A 17,950-nucleotide genomic window follows, 5' to 3' on the forward strand; every position below is an offset into this window, starting at 1 on the left:
ATGGCCGAGAAGAAGAACGGAGCCGAAGGTAGCAGCGCTGCCGGTTCGGCTCCCCTGAAGGTGCACCACCTGCGTCCGGCTCCTGGCGCGCACACCTCGAAGACCCGCGTGGGTCGCGGTGAGGCGTCCAAGGGTAAGACGGCCGGTCGAGGCACCAAGGGAACGAAGGCGCGGTACCAGGTGCCCGCTCGTTTCGAGGGTGGCCAGACGCCGCTGCACATGCGGTTGCCGAAGCTGCGCGGATTCAAGAATCCGTTCCGCACCGAGTACCAGGTCGTCAACCTGGCCAAGCTCGCGGACCTCTATCCCGCGGGCGGCGCCGTGACCGTTGCGGACCTGGTGTCGAAGGGCGCTGTGCGCGACGGACATCCGGTGAAGGTTCTCGGAACCGGTGACGTCAGCGTCAAGCTCGAGGTCACCGTGGACGCTGTCTCAGCCTCCGCGAAGGAGAAGATCGTCGCTGCCGGTGGCAGTGTCGAGCAGGCCTGAGGCTGCAGAGACGATGCACGCGGCGGCGCGGGAGCGATCCCGCGCCGCCGCGACTCGTATCCGGGGATGTAGCGGCCGAAACGGCCGCGCGAGTCACCGATCGTCCCGGAGCCGACTCGATGCCGTAACGTAGACCTCCGGTACCTTTCATCCGTGTGCAACGGCGGCCCCGCCGACCGAGCCACCCACTGATCCCTCCCAGGAGGACCATTGCTCAGCGCATTCGTCCGCGCGTTCCGTACGCCGGATCTGCGGCGGAAGCTGCTCTTCACGCTCGGGATCATGGCCATCTTCCGGTTCGGGTCGTTCGTCCCGACTCCCGGTGTGGACTACGTCAACGTGCGTGCGTGCCTTGAGCCGGGTACGGACAACAGCATGCTCGGCCTCGTGAACCTGTTCAGTGGTGGCGCGCTGCTGCAACTGTCGGTCTTTGCGCTCGGAGTGATGCCCTACATCACGGCGAGCATCATCACCCAGCTCCTGCGCGTGGTGATCCCGAGGTTCGAGGACCTGCACAAGGAGGGACAGTCCGGCACCGCGGTACTCACGCAGTACACCCGCTACCTGACGATCGGGCTCGCGATCCTGCAGGCCACCACGATCATCACGGTGGCGCGCAGCGGCAATCTGTACACCGACTGCAATCTGGACATCCTCACCGACGACTCCGTGGTGACGATCCTGCTGATGATCCTCACGATGACGGCCGGTACCGGACTTGTCATGTGGATGGGCGAGTTGATCACCGAACGTGGCGTCGGCAACGGCATGTCGCTGCTGATCTTCACCTCCATCGCCTCCAGCTTCCCCTCGGCGTTCCGACAGATCCAGCTTGCGGACAACGGCTGGATCAAGCTCGCAATCTTCGTCGCGATCTCCCTGCTGGTGATCGGACTCATCGTCTTCGTGGAGCAGTCTCAGCGGCGGATCCCGGTGCAGTACGCCAAGCGCATGGTGGGCCGGCGGATGTACGGCGGTTCGAGCACGTACATCCCGATCAAGATCAACATGTCGGGCGTGATCCCGGTGATCTTCGCGTCTTCGTTGATGGCGCTACCGGTGCTTGCAGCGCAGTTCGTGGACGACCAGACCACGCCGTGGGTGCAGTGGGTGAGCCTGAACCTGGCAGACCCCGGTCAGAACATCTACATCGCTGTTTACGTGGTCCTGATCGTCTTCTTCGCTCACTTCTACACCTCGATCACGTTCAACCCGGACGAGGTCGCAGACAACATGAAACGCTACGGCGGCTTCATCCCCGGTATCCGGGCCGGACGTCCGACCGCCGAGTACCTCCACTACGTGATCACCCGCATCACCACGGCTGGGTCCATCTACCTGGCGATCGTGGCACTGATACCCACGATCGCGTTCAAGCTGATGGGGATCAGCACGACCATCCCGTTCGGGGGTACTTCGCTGCTGATCCTGGTGAGTGTGGGTCTGGAGACGGTCAAGCAGATCGACTCCCAGTTGCAGCAACGGCACTACGAAGGGTTCCTGAGATGACGAGCGCACGCCTGATCCTCCTCGGACCTCCGGGAGCAGGGAAGGGTACCCAGGCCGCCCGGCTCGCGGAGCAGCTCGGGGTGCCGGCGATCTCCACCGGCGACATCTTCCGCAAGAACGTCGCTGACGGCACCGAGCTGGGCCAGCTGGCCCAGAAGTACATGAACGCGGGTGAGTACGTTCCGGACGAGGTCACCAACCAGATGGTCGAGGCGCGGCTCGCGGAGCCGGATGCGGCCGAGGGGTTCCTCCTAGATGGCTACCCGCGCACGGCCGCCCAGGTCGCCGAGCTCGACCAGATGCTGGCCGCGCAGGGGCGCGGGCTCACGCATGTGGTGGAACTGACGGCGGACACCGACGAGGTGGTAGCACGGTTGCTCAAGCGCGCCGAGGAGCAGGGACGCGCGGATGACACCGAGTCTGTGATCCGCCGCCGTCTCGAGGTATACGCGGAGCAGACCGCTCCGCTCGTCGACGTCTACACCGACCGCGGTCTGCTCGTTCAGGTGGACGGGATGGGACAGGTCGACGACGTCACTGAACGGCTCACTACGGCACTGGCCTGAGGCTCTGCCTGCGATGTTCGGGCAGAGGCGCGTGGAGCTGAAGTCACGCGAGCACATCAAGGTGATGCGGCGGGCCGGCCTCGTCGTCGCTGACATCCACGACGCCGTCCGGGCGGCCATCGCACCAGGGGTGCGCACCCGTGCGCTCAACGACGTCGCGGCAACGGTCCTGGAAGAGGCGGGTGCCGGGTCCAACTTTCTCGGGTACCACGGGTTCCCTGGTGTCATCTGTGTCTCCGTCAACGACGAGGTCGTGCACGGGATCCCCGGTGACCGCGTGCTCGCCGACGGGGATGTGGTGTCGGTGGACGCCGGTGCCGTCATCGACGGCTGGCACGGTGACGCCGCCTTCACCGCCGTGGTCGGTGAGGGAGCCCCGTCCGATCGTGCGCTCATCGCCGCCACGGAGTCCGCACTCTGGGCGGGCATCGCCGCTCTTGCAGGCGGAGGTCGGCTCGGCGTGGTCGGAGACGCCGTTGAAGCGTCAGTGGACTCCGCTGAACCCGGCTACGGGATCGTGCGCGAGTACGTCGGACACGGGATCGGCACCGCGATGCACCAACCGCCCGATGTGTTGAACTACCGCTCCGGCCATCGCGGCCCGAAGATCCGACCCGGCCTCTGCGTGGCCATCGAGCCCATGATCGCGGCCGGAACGGGCGAGACCCGGGTGCTCGACGACGACTGGACCGTCGTCACTGTCGACGGTTCGCGTGCGGCGCACGTGGAGCACTCGGTTGCGGTTCACGCCGAGGGTCTCTGGGTGCTCACGGCTCGTGACGGTGGATCCGCTGGCCTTGCGCCACATGGGCTTGCGCCCGCTCCGCTCGACTGAGTCGTGAGCGGCCGCCCCCACGGGCACCATCGGTACGCTGGGGCCCGGATGTTACCATCAGGTTCGGACCGGCGCCTCCCTTGCAGGTAGCGACGGCATCGCAGCACCCTCGGTGGTTGCTGCTCCGTGTGCCTCGGAGGGGGTGACGATTCGTTGGCAGTACACGAGTCGCGCCGTCCACGAGGTATGCCGCGTCTGCCTAGTGACTCGGAGTTCTCGGACGACGTGTTGGCGATGCTGACCGCGTGCCACCCGCTCACAGTCGTCCGAGGCCCTCGCGGATACGGTAAGACCAGTCTGCTGGCGCGATGGCTGGAGTCGTCCGACGGGCTGCCACCAGCCCTCTACGTCTCGTTGACCACGGCGAGCAACCAGGTCGACGGATTCTGGGCCGAGGTCGCTGCCGCGATGGTCGCGAATGGCCTGGTCTCCGCACCGGATGTGACCGCTGACGGTGCCGAGATCGCCGTGACTCGGGTGCTCGGCACACGCCGCGAACCCGTGCTCGTGATCATTGACGACATGCACGAGGCTGGGCTTCACGACGATCCCGAGGCCATCGATGACGCGTTGGTGAACCTGCTGCGGCAGAACGAGGCGTTCTACCTCGCCGTGGCTGGACGGACTCTGCGTGAGATCGAGACGGTCGGTTCGCTGACGGTCGACTCCGCCGTGATCGGTCCCCAGGAGCTGCGATTGAGCGGAGCGTCAGTCCATCGCCTCGCGAGCCGCCTTGGCGTGGGGTTGACGATGGACCGAGCACAACAGCTCGCCGTGGATCTCGCGGGGTGGCCGTCCGCCATCCGCGCCGGGCTGGTCCGGTCAGCGGGCAGCGACAGGTCGGACGCTGTCGATCACGAGTTGGTGGAGAACTACATCGCCACGATGGTGCGCGATCTGCGGTTCGAGAAGATGCGTTCGTTCCTGCTCCGGACCGCAGTTCCGGACGAGTTCGACCTTGAGATGGCACGCGAGATCGTCCCGGAAGGCAATACCGCGCGGATGCTGCGGAATGTGCTTGCGGCGGGCCTACTCTCCGAACGTCGCACGGTGAACGGGTCGATGTTTTCTTTCGCTCCGGCGATCCGGACGGCGGTGCTGCGGGTGCTGCGAGACAGTCGGCCCGAGGTAGAGGCGGAGGTACACCGTGCCCTGGTGCACCTATGGGAGGGGAAGCAACGACCCACCCGGGTGCTCTATCACGCGGTGCAGGCGCGCGAGTGGGAGACCGCGTTGGAGGTCGTGGACCAGCATTGGGTCCAGCTCGTGGTGGAGGACCCACTCGCGCTCATCGCGGCCGCCCGGCAGTTTCCAGAAACCATGGTGACCGGCAACCCCCGAGTGCGGGTCGCCGTCGACCATCTCGACGGGGTGCGACCCGCCCGCGGTACGAACGATCGCTGGCGGGCGATCGAATCCCCGACGCTGCAGGCGGAAATGGCGGCCCACCACGAACGCCTCACGCGAGCGGGGGAGGACGTGCTGCTCGTGCTGCTGCAGTGGGGTTTGACGAGTATGTTGCAGGGCGAGCTCGACCTCGCGCTCTACGCCTTCGCACAAGCGCGTGCTGTGGGCATGATCGACCACGGCAGCGCCGGGGTTGCCGACCTGGGAACCGTCGGTCTGGCCTTGGTCCACGCCGTGCAGGGTGAACCAGCGTCTGCGCTGCGCTGGCTGGACGATCCGGAGGTTCGGGAGCGTCTCAACCGCTCCGCGGCCGATGATGCTCCCGACTTCGTCCGCATCGTCGCAGCGGTGGCTCGTGCGCTCGCGTTGGTGGATGCGGCGTCCCCAGATGCCACCGCAGCGGTTCACGCGATTCCCGAGGGTCGGCACCGCGACGAACTCTGGGCGTTGAGCGTGTTCGTCCGCGTGCACCACGCGGTGCTGACCGGCAACAAGGACGACCTGGTCACGAGGACGAACGAGCTTCGGGCGGCGCTGCGATACATCCGTCGTGGCTCTCGCACCGAGGCATTGCTCACCGACGCGCTCATCGAGGCATTGCTCGTTGCAGGCATGGGGCAGGTCGCCCGGCAGGTGGCAGCTCGCGTGGAGCCTCAGCGCCTCGTCCGTGTGGCGCTGATGAAGTTGGCGATGCGGGAGCACTCCTACGACGACGTCCTTCGGATCGCGACGGAGCTGCTGCGCTCGAATCGCCTCACTCAGCGGACGGCGATGGAGTGCCAGGTGCTCCTGGCGGGTGCGCACGATGCACTGGGGCAGCGTGGCCTTGCCAAGGAGCCGTTTCGTTCCGCGGTCACCATCGCGCGCCAGACCGGTCAGCGGCGCCCGTTCGTGCTGATGCGTCGGTACACGTTCAGAGCGCTGGCGGACGACGATCTCGAGATCCTGGCGTTGTGGCCACGTCCGGAGGAACGTACCGATCCCGAGCCAGTGGCACACGGGCGCACCCACACGCTGACTGCTCGTGAGAGCGAGGTGCTGATGGCACTGCGGGAGCACGCCGGCCCGGTAGGGATCGCTGAGGCGCTGGGCATGTCGACCAACACCGTCAAGACCCACCTGCGCACCGTCTATCGCAAGCTCGGGGTCGCGAGCCGGGCGGGAGCCCTGGCCACCCTGCGGCACCGGGCGTGACGGATGGTCACCAGGGGGACTAGTGCCGCCCAGCCCCGTGTGACGCCGGCGTTCGTCCCGCCGGCAGCGGCCAGCGATCTGGTCGCGGAGCTGCCCGCAGTGACCGTGCTGCGCGCGCCGCGCGGCTGGGGCAAGGCTGGATTCGCCACGTGGCGGATCCGCAACCTCGGCACGGAAACGGTGCCCATCTGGATCCCGGTGCCGAGCACGGGAAGCCGGCGTCGCTTGTGGCAAACGGTGCGAGAACGGGTGCAGTCGCTCGGTATTGAGGTGGGACCCGAGCTCACTGGTGAGGCACTGGGCGCCGTGACGGCGGCCGCACTCGCTCAGCGTGGTGGCCGCATTGTCCTCATCGTGAGCGGATACCACCGGCTCGTCGACCGACGATTCGATGAGGAGATCGTTCGGTTTGCCCAGTCGGGCGTAGGCGTGCACGTGATGCTGCTCTCTCGCATGTCCGAACCGATCGAGGACCTCGTCTCCCGATTGCCTGACGGCGTCGTCATCGGTCCCGAGCAGCTCGCCCTGGACGGTCCGGACGTGGCGCACCTGGCCCGTGCGCTTGGGGTCGTGATGGGAGCGGAGGAGGCGCGACAGCTGGCAACGGACACCGGGGGTTGGCCAGCTGTGATCCGACTGCGCCTGCAAGCCGGTGAGCAGGATTCCGAGCCACTGATCGAGCGATACCTCGCGTCCGTCCTGCAGTCCGGCGAAGCAGCCCATTACTCACACACATTGATGTCCCTCTGCCTCGCCGACCACCTGGACGCCCGGTCGCTCCGGGTGTGTCTTGATGCCGGTCAGGACCCCGGAACAGTGCTTCACCAGCTGGCCGACGCGGGTGTGCTCGCACCGGACGGCCAGGTGCCGAAGGTTGTCCGTAGGGCTGCGGCCGCGTTCATCACCGAGACGAACCCCTCGTGGGCGCGTACCGTGCACCGACGCCTTGCACTGCTGGCCCAGCGCGACGGTACTCCGGCCAGTGCCCTGCACCACGCCACCAGGGCAGCCGACATCGCACTGACGGAGCACATTCTGCTCGATTCCTGGATGGCGCTGATTGACGACCCGGTCGTCGCGACCGCTGCCCTGCAAGGGCTTCCGGGAACGCGCTGGCGCGAGGACGCTCGGCTGGCGATTCTCCACGAGTATGTCTCCGGTGCCGAGAGCGAGTCGCACGTGCCGCACCGTGGACTCGCCCCGACGGTCGCGGCCCGCATTCCGGTACTGCTGGTGCGGTGGGGAATGAGTCGCCTGCTCGCCGTCGACCTGATCGGCGCATGCGCCGTGTTCGCCGATGCGTTCCGGGTCGCACAGGACCTCGCTCGCCCCGCGGACTGCCGCACCGCTGCGGCGTGCCACGCACTCGGGTGCGCGATGCTGGGGCAGCGCAGGACCGCACAACGGTGGTGCGGTCTCGCTGGAATCCCCGGACCAGAAGAGGACCCGACGGCGGAGGCCGCCACCGCACTGGCACTGGTGCGCTGGTTTATGGAAGCCGACGATGCTGCGACCGATCCGCCGGCCCCGGTCGATGTGTCTGGGTGCCCGATCCCCGAGCTGGTCACCCTTGCGGAGGTGATGGGGATGACACGACAGATGCGCGCTTCGCAGACCCGCGCGGCTGCCGTCGCCGCCCTCGCGGACCGGTGGGCGACGCTCAGCGAGCTCGACCGGCCGAACCTCGCAGCCATGGTCGTGTTCTCCGCCATGGTCGACGTCCTGCTCGCCCTCGGTAGGGTCGATGAGTGCCGGACTCTGGTCACCACGCCGTGTCGCGCCCTGCGGTCGACCGGCGTGCCTGCGGCGCGAGTAGCGCTCTACGGGGGAGAACTCGAACGTGCCGTGCGCCTCACGGCGGACGCCGAACAATGGATGGCCACGTTTCCGCGCGGGGCCCTCGAACTCCTCTTGGTGCGTGCCAGTGCCTTGTATCGGCTCGGGCGTCTCGAACGTGCGATCGCGACGCTCCAGCTTGCCGTGACGGTCTCCACGCTGCACGACCTGTACCGACCGTTCGCTTCAGTGCCGGCGGCGGACCTGGAGCAGATCGCCCAGGGGAACCCTCGCATCCAGAGCGCTTTGTCCGCGGCGGGGGTCGGGGATCGGCCGCCGTTCTTCCCAGCGCCCGCGGCCTCGGTGACGTTCACCGACCGGGAGCGACAGGTGCTGAGCGCTCTGGATGCCGGACTGTCCGTGGAGGCGATCGCGGCGCTCCTGTATGTCTCGGTGAACACGGTGAAGAGCCATCTCCGGGCCATCTATGTCACCCTGGGCGTGCACAACCGTGTCGAGGCGGTGCGTCACGGTCATTACCTTGGACTTCTCGGGCGCGAGACCGGAGCCCTCCCTCCGGTCGAGAGTCACAAGCGGCCCGAATGAGGAAACGTCGGCCTGGCGGCTTCAGTGTGACCGAGGCCGCACTGGCCAGCAGCGGCCCGAACTTTCGCGTGACGTGTCCATGCCGTACGATGAGCCGTTGGGCGTGCTCTGTCACTCGCATCTGCCTTCGGCTCATGTCACACGAGAGCACCAGCGTCTGTGCTGGTGCGGTCGGTGGTGGCGTGCCTGGGGGAGTGGGGCGGAGGCGTCGGTCAGAACAGCACTGCAGTTAGCGGAGGACATGGGTAAGAAGGACGGTGTCATCGAGATCGAGGGCAGCGTGATCGAGGCTTTGCCGAACGCGATGTTCCGCGTGGAGCTCAGCAACGGTCACAAGGTTCTCGCTCACATTTCGGGCAAGATGCGTCAGCACTACATTCGGATCCTTCCGGAGGACCGGGTGGTGGTCGAGTTGAGCCCGTACGACCTGTCCCGCGGCCGCATCGTCTACCGCTACAAGTAATAGCCCTCCGAGCACGTCGGCGAGGCCCGTCTCACCCGGTCTACCGGGTGACCGTCGGTCGCGCGCGGCAAAGGAACTCCCCATGAAGGTCAAGCCGAGCGTCAAGAAGATCTGCGACAGCTGCAAGGTCATCCGTCGAAACGGGACCGTGCGTGTGATCTGCACCAACCTGCGCCACAAGCAGCGTCAGGGCTGAATCAACTCACCCGCGTCCATCCAGGACGTACCAAGCGCATCATCGACCGCCAGGTATGGCGGCTCACCCCCGGTCGGAGGCCGGGGCCCGGGAGAACCGGGGTGGTGGTGCGGAAGACCTCCGCGACTCACAGGAGTGAGAACGAATGGCACGAATCGTCGGTGTCGACCTCCCCCGCGACAAGCGGCTCGAGGTGGCACTTACCTACATCTTCGGTGTCGGGCGTACCCGCGCCGCTGAGGCCCTGAAGGCGACCGGCCTGAGCCCGGACCTTCGGGTGAAGGATCTGAACGACAACGAGGTCGTCGCGTTGCGTGACTTCCTTGACGGCACCTACAAGCTCGAGGGTGACTTGCGGCGCGAGATCGCCGCCGACATCCGTCGCAAGGTCGAGATCGGGTGCTACCAGGGCCTGCGGCACCGTCGTGGTCTCCCCGTGCACGGGCAGCGGACCAAGACCAATGCGCGTTCCCGCAAGGGTCCCAAGCGGACCGTCGCCGGCAAGAAGAAGGCCGGTCGCTAAGTAGTCCGTCGACCAGCCTCGGCACACGGGCTGATCCGGACCGACGACCTCACCGAAGAAGAGAGAACACCACATGCCTCCCAAGACTCGCCAGGCGACCGCCGCGCGCAAGCCGCGCCGCAAGGAGAAGAAGAACGTCTCCGCAGGAAACGCCTACATCAAGTCCACGTTCAACAACACCATCGTCTCCATCACGGACCCGTCCGGCGCCGTGATCTCCTGGGCTTCCTCCGGCCAGGTGGGCTTCAAGGGGTCGCGCAAGTCGACCCCGTTCGCGGCTCAGCTCGCCGCCGAGGCTGCTGCGCGCAAGGCGCAGGAGCACGGAATGAAGAAGGTCGACGTGTTCGTCAAGGGCCCGGGTTCCGGTCGTGAGACCGCAATCCGGTCGCTGCAGGCCACCGGCCTGGAGGTCGGCTCCATCCAGGATGTGACGCCGCAGGCGCACAACGGGTGCCGCCCGCCGAAGCGCCGGCGCGTCTGAGCCTGACGGCTCCACACTCGCAGCAGGACCCCCTCGTCCGGACCGATGGGCGAGGGGTTTGCGCACGGCGTCATATAGCGGACGCCTGCTGAAAGGACACACCCGTGCTCATTGCACAGCGCCCCACGCTCACCGAGGATGTCGTCGACGAGTACCGCTCGCGCTTCGTCATCGAGCCCCTCGAGCCCGGCTTCGGGTACACGCTCGGCAACTCGCTGCGGCGGACCCTGCTCTCCTCCATCCCTGGCGCGGCCGTGACCAGCATCCGCATTGACGGCGTGCTGCACGAGTTCTCCACCATCGCCGGGGTGAAGGAGGACGTGACCGAGATCATCCTCAACATCAAGAACATCGTCGTCTCCTCGGAGAACGACGAGCCGGTCGTGATGTACCTGCGCAAGCAAGGCCCGGGTACGGTGACCGCCGCTGACATCACCCCGCCGGCGGGTGTTGAGGTGCACAACCCCGATCTGCACATCGCCACCATCAACGCCAAGGGCAAGCTCGAGATCGAGCTGACCGTGGAGCGTGGCCGCGGATACGTCTCGGCGGCGCAGAACAAGGCCTATGACGCGGAGATCGGCCGGATCCCGGTGGACTCGATCTACTCGCCGGTGCTGAAGGTGACCTACAAGGTCGAGGCCACCCGTGTCGAGCAGCGCACCGACTTCGACAAGTTGATCGTGGATGTGGAGACCAAGCGTTCTATCGACCCGCGCGACGCGCTTGCCTCGGCGGGCAAGACGCTGGTCGAGCTCTTCGGTCTCGCTCGTGAGCTGAACGTCGAGGCCGAGGGGATCGAGATCGGTCCGTCACCGACCGACTCGGCCCTGGCGGAGGATCTCGCGCTGCCGATCGAGCAGCTGGACCTGACCATCCGGTCCTACAACTGCCTCAAGCGTGAAGGCATTCACACCGTGGGCGAGCTCGTGGCTCGCAGCGAGGCGGACCTGCTCGACATCCGCAACTTCGGTGCGAAGTCGATCACCGAGGTGAAGGAGAAGCTGGTGGGTCTCGGACTGTCCCTCAAGGACAGCCCCGCTGACTTCGACCCGACGCTCGTGGCCAGCGCGTACGACGACGGCGACGACTTCGACGCCTACAACTGAGCCGCGCGGCCCATCACAAGAAACTGAGGAAACATCATGCCTAAGCCCACGAAGGGTCCTCGCCTCGGTGGCGGACCGGCGCACGAGCGGCTGATCCTGGCCAACATGGCGCAGTCCCTGTTCGAGCACCAGAGCATCACCACGACCGAAGCGCGCGCCAAGCGCCTCCGGCCGCTGGCGGAGCGCCTCATCACCAAGGCCAAGCGTGGTGACCTGCACGCTCGCCGCCAGGTGCACGCAGTCCTCTCCCGCAAGGACATCGTCCACGTGCTGTTCGCGGAGATCGCCCCCGCCATGGCTGAGCGCCAGGGTGGCTATACCCGGATCACCAAGGTTGCCCCGCGCAAGGGCGACAATGCTCCGATGGCTGTGATCGAGCTCGTCATGGAGCCGGTGAGCCCGAAGCAGGCCACGGTTGCCGAAGCCGAGGCCGCTGCCAAGCGCGCGGTCAAGGAGAGCGCCGCGGCCGAGGAGACGGTCGTGGAGTCGGAGGACACCGCGGACCAGGTCGAGGAGACCGAGGAAGTCACCGACGACGCCGCGGCCGAGTCCAGCGATGAGGTCGAGGCCGAGTCGACCGACGGCGACGCCGCGGAGTCCGAGGACTCCAAGTAAGACCGTCCTCCATGTGAGGACACCAGGTGCCGCAGACCCGAACGGTGTGCACACCTGACGAAGGGCCCGTCCCGGGATGACCTCCCGGACGGGCCCTTCGCCGTCCCCAGTGGTTACAGTGCACAGATGTCCACCACGGTGCTGCTCGTGCACGGGATCCGCAGCTCACGCACCATGTGGCGCCGGGTCGCGCACGAGCTCCGCGGCGCCGGAGTTGCCTCCATCGCGGTCGATCTCCCCGGACACGGACAGCGGATGGGCGAGACGTTCAGTCTGGCCGCCTGCGAGTCCGTGCTCGATGAGACCGCCCGCCGGGCCGGTGGTCCGGTGCTGGTGGTCGGGCTGTCATTGGGCGGGTACCTGGCGTTGCACTGGGCGGCACGAACGTCATTCCCGGTCCAGGGCGTTCTCGCTGCCGCGTGCAGCACGCGACCACGAGGTGTGCCGCTTTCCGGGTACGAGGCTGTGGCGGGCCTCATCGCACACCTTCCCGATCACGGGATGAGATTGCACCAGGTGATGAGTCGGTGGGCCCTCGGCGCCGAGGGAGCCCGTGAGGCGTCTGACGGCGGTGTGGCCCTGGACGTCATGGGTCCCGCGCTACGTGCGATGCACGCGGTCGATCCCTTGGCGGACCTGGCCCGCCTGAGGGTGCCCGTCTGGGTGGTGAATGGCACGTGGGACCATTTCCGGCTGGAGGAGCGACGCTTCGTCGCGGCCGCCCGCGTGGGCCGCCTGGTGCGGGTGCGGCGTGCCGGGCACATCATCACCGCCGATCAGCCACAGGTCTTCGCCCGACTGACGCGGTCCTTCGTGCGCGCCGTGCAGCAGTGATCCTCAGCTCGGTAGCGACCAGACGCGGACCCCGCCGATGATGCCTGCACTGTTCGGCACGACCACCACATCGTCACCGAGGCGTTCGAGCACAGCGGGCACCACGCGTCGCGAGTTACCGCCGCCCAGGTACAGCCGGTCCCAGAGATAGACCGGCCGCAGAGCTTCCACCACGCGCCGGATCCGTCGCGACCACATGGCGTCCCCGAGCCGTAGGCGCTCGTGCTCGCCGATGTACTCGTCGTAGGTCAGCCCCCACCGGACCGGGCCCTGGGAGAGCTCCTGGTGCGGGGCGAGCACACCGCCGTCGAACAGCGCATTGCCGAGTCCGGTACCGAAAGTGAGTGTCAGCTCCAGGCCGGCACCGGCGATGACGCCGGCTCCGTGCACCTCGGCATCGTTGAGGACCATCGCCGGTCGTTCGAGGCGCTGGGACAGGGCCGCACGCATATCGAAGCCGGACCAGGCTGCCACCAGGTCAGGCAGCACGCGTGTGCGGGGACCTGACTTGGTGATGTAGTGCGGCGTGGTGACGACCACACCGTGCCGGATCATCCCGGGCATCCCCACTGTCACCCGGCCGGCCGGAGGCAACTGGTCGGCGAGATCGGCGATCACTGCGAGCAGACGTTCCGGAGGCAGTGGGTAGGGCGTCGCTGTGCGTACCGGCTGCGCGTGCATGGTGCCGGCCGCGTCGAGCACGGACGCCTTGATACCACCACCGCCGCAGTCGACGGCGAGCGTGGCGGGAGTCTCGTGCACGGTGGCACTGTACGCCACTGGCGCGAACGGATGTGATGGACTGGGACAGTGCCCGAACACGTGAACACACCCACGATCCGCATCCGGCTCGACCTTGGATACGACGGGACGGAGTTCTCCGGATGGGCCGCCCAGCCTGGACGTCGCACGGTCGAAGGCGAGCTCGCCGCCGGGATGGCGCGGGTACTGCGGTTGCCGTCGGTGCGCCTCACCGTGGCGGGGCGTACTGACGCGGGGGTGCACGCACGTGGCCAGGTGGTCCACGTGGATCTGCCCGAGCAGGCATGGGCTGCAGCGCCGGGGCGTAGTGACCGCACGCCCGGGGTCGCCCTGGTGCATCGGCTCGCGGCCGTCCTGCCGAGGGACATCGTGGTGCGTCACGCCGAGCGCGCACCAGACGGGTTCGATGCCCGCTTCTCGGCGATCTGGCGCCGCTACGCCTACCGGATCGCCGACGACGCCCAGCACCGCGATCCGCTCACCCGTGCCTGGGTGACCTGGCACCGGAGGACGCTCGACGTGTCCGCCATGGACCTCGCTGCGCAACTGCTCCTCGGCGAGCACGACTTCGCCGCCTACTGTCGTCCCCGGGAAGGGGCGACCACGATCCGCACCCTCCTGGATTTCCGGTGGTCCCGCGATGAGCACGACCTGGCGGTCGCACACGTGCGTGCGGATGCTTTCTGCCATTCCATGGTGCGTGCCCTGGTCGGGGCGAGCCTCGCCGTCGGGGAGGGCAGACGTGAGGTCTCGTGGCCTGCAGAGGTCTTACGCGCCGGGGTACGGGATTCGGCCGTCGGCGTCGCGCCTGCGCGCGGGCTCGCCCTGGAGGAGGTGCGATATCCCGACGACGCCCGGCTCGCCGAGCGGGCTCGTACGGCTCGATCGGTGCGCACCCTCCCACCGACGTGAGTGGCAGGACTCCCACGCTGTCACGGGTCCGCGGCTAGGAGGGGTCGTCCTCGATGTATGGCCGGTCGACGTCGGAGGTGATATGCATGGCCGCCTCCTCAGCGCCTGCACCGCCACCCGCTATGCCGACGTCCCTCGCATCGACATCGGCTCCTGCTTCAAGACGACCTGCCCGGTCCGGTTGCCGGGAGACGGACGGCGCGCTGGAATCGTCCGGCTCCTCCTGCGCGAGGCGCTCCTCGAGCGGCTCGCCCTCGATCTCTTCCCTGCTGGTCTCGCCCCACCGGTGGTTGTGCGGTCGATCCGGTGGCGAGTAGCCCTCGTCGAGGATGTCGTCGACGCCTCGATCGAGCAGCGTGTCCTCCTGAGGCAACTGGTTGGAGTCGGGTTCCGGACCCTGGGCCCCGCCGTCGATCGTGCTCATCTGTCCAGACTGGCACGCGCGTGCTCCCTCCGCACGATGAGCAGGTGCGCCGGCTGGGGAGTGACGCAGATCGCGTGGGGAGCAGGGCTCTACGCTTTGACCGCTGCGGTCGGCGCACAGTACTCTTATGAGTCGTTGTGCGTCTATGCTCGCTGGTCGGTGCCTCCCACTCACCGCACCCGGTACTTCCGCAGACGCTCACCACCGTAGAAGTGACCAGAGGGGTCGATGACTCTCGCGCGCACACCGCGCAGACGAGGGACGGCCCCCGCAGACCAGCAGAGAAACGAAGGCTACGACCGTGCGTACGTACACCCCCAAGCCCGGCGACACCGAGCCCACCTGGTACGTCATCGACGCTACCGACGTGGTGCTCGGGCGACTGGCGAGCCACGTTGCCACCTTGTTGCGTGGTAAGCACAAGCCCACCTTCGCGCCGCACGCGGACGGTGGCGACTTCGTCATCGTCGTGAATGCGGACAAGGTCGCGCTGACCGGCGCGAAGCGGGAGCAGAAGATCGCCTACCGGCACTCCGGCTACCCGGGCGGCCTCAAGGCGACCAACTACGTCGAGCTCCTCGAGAAGCACCCCGAGCGTGCCGTGGAGAAGGCGATCCGGGGAATGATCCCCAAGACGCGTCTGGGCCGGGCCCAGTTGCGCAAGCTCAAGGTCTACGCCGGTTCTGAGCACCCGCACGGTGCCCAGAAGCCCGAGGCCTTCGAGATCACCCAGGTCGCGCAGTAACGCGGCGGACTGACGCGAACACTGAACTGAGGAGAACCGTGTCCGAGACCACTGCCGAGATCGATGAGCTCGAGGGCGACGCCCTGAGCACCTACACCTCCGAGAGCACCGCACCGGCCACCGGTGGCGGTAGTTCCCTGACTGCCCCCGGACAGGCCCTGGGCCGCCGGAAGGAAGCCATTGCCCGCGCACGCCTCGTGCCCGGCACCGGCACCTGGAAGGTCAACGGGCGCACGTTGGAGGAGTACTTCCCCAACAAGCTCCACCAGCAGCTGGTGAACTCGCCGTTCACCCTGCTCGACCTCGAGGGTCGCTTCGACGTCGTCGCACGGATCGATGGCGGGGGCGTCTCCGGCCAGGCCGGCGCGCTCCGTCTGGCGATCGCCCGAGCGCTGAACGAGATCGACACCGAGTCCAACCGTGCAGCGCTCAAGCGGGCGGGCTACCTGACCCGTGACGCGCGAGCGACCGAGCGCAAGAAGGCCGGTCTGAAGAAGGCCCGGAAGGCGCCGCAGTACTCCAAGCGCTGACGCGCTACCCATCGGCCCCGAGCAACCACGCGTGGTTGCTCGGGGCCGAACGCGTATCACCTGTGCTGTGCAGGCGATGAGAAGAGAGAGGGGCCACTGGTGGCTCGACTATTCGGGACCGATGGTGTGCGAGGACTTGCCAATCGAGAGGTGACGGCGTCCCTTGCCCTGCGCCTGGGAACGGCGGCCGCCCATGTGGTGGCGGAGAAGGGGTTGTTCGATGGGCACCGGCCGCGGGCCATCGTGGGACGTGATCCGCGGGTGTCGGGCCAGTTCCTCTCGGCCGCTGTGATCGCGGGCCTGGCGAGCGCCGGCGTGGACACCGAGGATCTCGGTGTGATCCCCACCCCGGCCGTGGCGCATCTGACCGGCGCGGACGATGTCGACCTCGCCGTGATGATCTCGGCTTCGCACAACGCGATGCCCGACAACGGCATCAAGTTCTTCGCCCGTGGCGGCGTGAAGCTCGACGACGCGATCGAGGACGCGATCGAAGCACAGCTCGACGCCGAGTGGGAGCTGCCGATCGGCGCCGATGTTGGACATGTCAGCATGAATCGCGGATCGGCCGGAGATGCCTACGTGGAGCACCTCCTCGGCAGCATCGACTCTGACCTGTCCGGTCTCCGGATCGCCGTCGACTGTGCGAACGGCGCTGCCAGCGACGTGGGGCCGGCCGCGCTCCGTGCGGCGGGTGCTGACGTGGTGGTGATCAACGCTTCGCCGGACGGACGCAACATCAACGAAAAGTGTGGATCGACCCACCCGGAACAGCTGCAAGCCGTGACGGTCGCGTCCGAGGCCGACTTCGGTGTGGCCTTCGACGGCGATGCCGACCGATGTTTGGCAGTGGACCACACGGGGAACCTGATCGACGGTGACCAGATCATGGGGATCCTCGCTGTGGCGATGAACGAGGCCGACGCACTCGCTGACAGCACGCTGGTGGTGACGGTGATGAGCAATCTCGGCCTGACGCTGGCGATGCGGGAGGCGGGGATCGAAGTCGTGCGCACCGGGGTAGGGGACCGGTACGTCTTGGAGAAGATGCGCCAGGGTGGCTACTCCCTCGGCGGGGAGCAGTCCGGACACATCATTCTCGCCAAGCATGCGACGACGGGGGATGGTGTGCTGACCGCGCTACACCTCGCCGCGCGGGCCGCTCAGACTGGGCGGACTCTGGCCTCGCTCGCCTCGGTGATGACGCGGCTGCCCCAGGTGCTGGTGAACGTACGAGGAGTCGACAAGGCGCGCGTCACGACTGACCCGACGGTCACGGCGGCCGTCGAGAGTGCTGAGGCGCGCCTGGGAGGAAGCGGTCGCGTCCTGCTGCGCCCGTCCGGCACCGAGCCGCTGGTTCGGGTGATGGTCGAGGCGGCCACCCAGGACCAGGCTGACCAGGAAGCTCGCCAGCTCAGTGACGTAGTGAGCAGGGAGCTCGCGCTGGACTGATCCGTGGGGTGAGCCCGACATGAGATTCCGACGAATGCGCCCCCGCGTTGCTCCGGGGGCGCATTCGTCGTTCCCGGGCGTTCCACGCCAGGGATAGCGGGGACCGAACGCGGCGCCTCTGCCGGCGAGACGACCATGTCGCCACCGTCTCGTGGCCGGGTGGTGGGGTCTCGTCTCGGCCGCCCATTGAGTCAACAGACGCGAGGCGCCTCCCCGGGCCCGTTCCGATGGTCGAGCTGCGCGTGCTCCGGATGTGGCGCCCGCCACGTCGACCGCGACTGTGTGCTGAACCACATCACGCGGCCGAACGTGGCGCCACTGGCCGATTACCCCCTTCCTGAAGCCGCCCGCTGGGCTCAGCATCGGGTACCGCGAAGCGCGCGATTGCAACGGAAACTCGTCGTCGTGGCCCTGCGCGACGTGCCGCGGAGGGCGCCACGTCGAACTCGGCTCACAAGATTTGACCCACCCCCCAGGGATGCGTAATGTATCCACTCGTTGCCCCAGTGAGGGAGGAGCGGA

The 17,950-nt window shown here is 67.4% G+C and carries 19 protein-coding genes; 17 read left to right on the forward strand and 2 right to left on the reverse strand.

What is annotated here, in order from left to right; translation table 11 throughout:
• The 13 genes from rplO to BLU77_RS01465 all read left to right on the forward strand — a co-directional run bounded on the left by rplO (nucleotide 1) and on the right by BLU77_RS01465 (nucleotide 12,603).
• Nucleotides 1-489 (forward strand): 50S ribosomal protein L15, encoded by a 489-nt coding sequence (gene rplO, locus BLU77_RS01405; RefSeq protein WP_089771362.1) that lies wholly within the window; start codon nucleotides 1-3, stop codon nucleotides 487-489.
• A 210-nt stretch (nucleotides 490-699) separates the two neighbouring features.
• Complete coding sequence (gene secY / locus BLU77_RS01410; protein ID WP_089771363.1) at nucleotides 700-1,998, forward strand: preprotein translocase subunit SecY; 1,299 nt, start codon at nucleotides 700-702, stop codon at nucleotides 1,996-1,998.
• On the forward strand, nucleotides 1,995-2,564 hold the full coding sequence (locus tag BLU77_RS01415; protein WP_089771364.1) for an adenylate kinase: 570 nt from the start codon (nucleotides 1,995-1,997) through the stop codon (nucleotides 2,562-2,564). Before secY ends, BLU77_RS01415 begins: the two co-directional genes overlap by 4 nt.
• Before the next feature lie 13 nt (nucleotides 2,565-2,577).
• Complete coding sequence (map, locus tag BLU77_RS01420) at nucleotides 2,578-3,399, forward strand: type I methionyl aminopeptidase (RefSeq protein WP_089771365.1); 822 nt, start codon at nucleotides 2,578-2,580, stop codon at nucleotides 3,397-3,399.
• A 186-nt stretch (nucleotides 3,400-3,585) separates the two neighbouring features.
• Nucleotides 3,586-6,000, forward strand: coding sequence for a LuxR C-terminal-related transcriptional regulator (locus BLU77_RS01425; RefSeq protein ID WP_089771366.1), 2,415 nt, complete (start codon nucleotides 3,586-3,588; stop codon nucleotides 5,998-6,000).
• 39 nt (nucleotides 6,001-6,039) lie between these two features.
• Nucleotides 6,040-8,382: a helix-turn-helix transcriptional regulator gene (locus tag BLU77_RS01430; RefSeq protein ID WP_175476898.1), complete on the forward strand. Its 2,343-nt coding sequence runs from the start codon at nucleotides 6,040-6,042 to the stop codon at nucleotides 8,380-8,382.
• A gap of 241 nt (nucleotides 8,383-8,623) precedes the next feature.
• Nucleotides 8,624-8,845, forward strand: a complete 222-nt coding sequence (infA, locus tag BLU77_RS01435) for a translation initiation factor IF-1 (RefSeq protein WP_089771368.1) — start codon at nucleotides 8,624-8,626, stop codon at nucleotides 8,843-8,845.
• Nucleotides 8,846-8,927: 82 nt separating this feature from the next.
• Complete coding sequence (gene rpmJ / locus BLU77_RS01440; protein ID WP_089771369.1) at nucleotides 8,928-9,041, forward strand: 50S ribosomal protein L36; 114 nt, start codon at nucleotides 8,928-8,930, stop codon at nucleotides 9,039-9,041.
• A 145-nt stretch (nucleotides 9,042-9,186) separates the two neighbouring features.
• Nucleotides 9,187-9,564: a 30S ribosomal protein S13 gene (gene rpsM, locus BLU77_RS01445; protein WP_089771370.1), complete on the forward strand. Its 378-nt coding sequence runs from the start codon at nucleotides 9,187-9,189 to the stop codon at nucleotides 9,562-9,564.
• Between the two features lie 73 nt (nucleotides 9,565-9,637).
• Entirely contained in the window at nucleotides 9,638-10,045 is a 408-nt protein-coding gene (gene rpsK, locus BLU77_RS01450; RefSeq protein ID WP_089771371.1) for a 30S ribosomal protein S11, read from the forward strand.
• 104 nt (nucleotides 10,046-10,149) lie between these two features.
• Nucleotides 10,150-11,154 carry a DNA-directed RNA polymerase subunit alpha gene (locus BLU77_RS01455; protein ID WP_089771372.1) on the forward strand — a complete coding sequence of 335 codons (1,005 nt, stop codon included), beginning with the start codon at nucleotides 10,150-10,152 and terminating at the stop codon, nucleotides 11,152-11,154.
• A gap of 36 nt (nucleotides 11,155-11,190) precedes the next feature.
• Nucleotides 11,191-11,769 carry a 50S ribosomal protein L17 gene (rplQ, locus tag BLU77_RS01460; RefSeq protein WP_089771373.1) on the forward strand — a complete coding sequence of 193 codons (579 nt, stop codon included), beginning with the start codon at nucleotides 11,191-11,193 and terminating at the stop codon, nucleotides 11,767-11,769.
• A 126-nt stretch (nucleotides 11,770-11,895) separates the two neighbouring features.
• Nucleotides 11,896-12,603 carry an alpha/beta fold hydrolase gene (locus tag BLU77_RS01465; protein ID WP_089771374.1) on the forward strand — a complete coding sequence of 236 codons (708 nt, stop codon included), beginning with the start codon at nucleotides 11,896-11,898 and terminating at the stop codon, nucleotides 12,601-12,603.
• Between the two features lie 3 nt (nucleotides 12,604-12,606).
• Here the strand turns inward: BLU77_RS01465 and BLU77_RS01470 are convergent, their stop codons facing one another.
• Nucleotides 12,607-13,365 (reverse strand): ROK family protein, encoded by a 759-nt coding sequence (locus BLU77_RS01470; protein ID WP_089772898.1) that lies wholly within the window; start codon nucleotides 13,363-13,365, stop codon nucleotides 12,607-12,609.
• 60 nt (nucleotides 13,366-13,425) lie between these two features.
• Between BLU77_RS01470 and truA the strand changes: the two genes are divergently transcribed.
• Nucleotides 13,426-14,277 (forward strand): tRNA pseudouridine(38-40) synthase TruA, encoded by an 852-nt coding sequence (gene truA, locus BLU77_RS01475; RefSeq protein ID WP_245708615.1) that lies wholly within the window; start codon nucleotides 13,426-13,428, stop codon nucleotides 14,275-14,277.
• A gap of 34 nt (nucleotides 14,278-14,311) precedes the next feature.
• Here truA and BLU77_RS01480 read toward each other — a convergent pair whose 3' ends face one another.
• Nucleotides 14,312-14,701, reverse strand: a complete 390-nt coding sequence (locus tag BLU77_RS01480; protein ID WP_089771375.1) for a DUF5709 domain-containing protein — start codon at nucleotides 14,699-14,701, stop codon at nucleotides 14,312-14,314.
• A gap of 301 nt (nucleotides 14,702-15,002) precedes the next feature.
• Between BLU77_RS01480 and rplM the strand changes: the two genes are divergently transcribed.
• The 3 genes from rplM to glmM all read left to right on the forward strand — a co-directional run bounded on the left by rplM (nucleotide 15,003) and on the right by glmM (nucleotide 17,428).
• Nucleotides 15,003-15,446, forward strand: a complete 444-nt coding sequence (gene rplM / locus BLU77_RS01485; RefSeq protein WP_089771376.1) for a 50S ribosomal protein L13 — start codon at nucleotides 15,003-15,005, stop codon at nucleotides 15,444-15,446.
• 38 nt (nucleotides 15,447-15,484) lie between these two features.
• On the forward strand, nucleotides 15,485-15,976 hold the full coding sequence (rpsI, locus tag BLU77_RS01490; RefSeq protein ID WP_089771377.1) for a 30S ribosomal protein S9: 492 nt from the start codon (nucleotides 15,485-15,487) through the stop codon (nucleotides 15,974-15,976).
• 99 nt (nucleotides 15,977-16,075) lie between these two features.
• The gene (glmM, locus tag BLU77_RS01495; protein ID WP_089771378.1) at nucleotides 16,076-17,428 is read left to right on the forward strand and encodes a phosphoglucosamine mutase; all 1,353 of its coding nucleotides are present in this window, start codon (nucleotides 16,076-16,078) and stop codon (nucleotides 17,426-17,428) included.
• Nucleotides 17,429-17,950 lie beyond the last annotated feature (522 nt).

This window comes from Ruania alba, from assembly GCF_900105765.1.
Lineage (GTDB): Bacteria > Actinomycetota > Actinomycetes > Actinomycetales > Beutenbergiaceae > Ruania > Ruania alba.

What these genes read in the sequence shown, in the direction of transcription:
- rplO (WP_089771362.1), top strand. Translation starts at nt 1, where the DNA reads ATGGCCGAGAAGAAGAACGGAGCCGAAGGTAGCAGCGCTGCCGGTTCG.
- BLU77_RS01415 (WP_089771364.1), top strand. Translation starts at nt 1,995, where the DNA reads ATGACGAGCGCACGCCTGATCCTCCTCGGACCTCCGGGAGCAGGGAAG.
- map (WP_089771365.1), top strand. Translation starts at nt 2,578, where the DNA reads ATGTTCGGGCAGAGGCGCGTGGAGCTGAAGTCACGCGAGCACATCAAG.
- BLU77_RS01425 (WP_089771366.1), top strand. Translation starts at nt 3,586, where the DNA reads ATGCCGCGTCTGCCTAGTGACTCGGAGTTCTCGGACGACGTGTTGGCG.
- infA (WP_089771368.1), top strand. Translation starts at nt 8,624, where the DNA reads ATGGGTAAGAAGGACGGTGTCATCGAGATCGAGGGCAGCGTGATCGAG.
- rpmJ (WP_089771369.1), top strand. Translation starts at nt 8,928, where the DNA reads ATGAAGGTCAAGCCGAGCGTCAAGAAGATCTGCGACAGCTGCAAGGTC.
- rpsM (WP_089771370.1), top strand. Translation starts at nt 9,187, where the DNA reads ATGGCACGAATCGTCGGTGTCGACCTCCCCCGCGACAAGCGGCTCGAG.
- rpsK (WP_089771371.1), top strand. Translation starts at nt 9,638, where the DNA reads ATGCCTCCCAAGACTCGCCAGGCGACCGCCGCGCGCAAGCCGCGCCGC.
- rplQ (WP_089771373.1), top strand. Translation starts at nt 11,191, where the DNA reads ATGCCTAAGCCCACGAAGGGTCCTCGCCTCGGTGGCGGACCGGCGCAC.
- BLU77_RS01465 (WP_089771374.1), top strand. Translation starts at nt 11,896, where the DNA reads ATGTCCACCACGGTGCTGCTCGTGCACGGGATCCGCAGCTCACGCACC.
- BLU77_RS01480 (WP_089771375.1), bottom strand. Translation starts at nt 14,701, where the DNA reads ATGAGCACGATCGACGGCGGGGCCCAGGGTCCGGAACCCGACTCCAAC.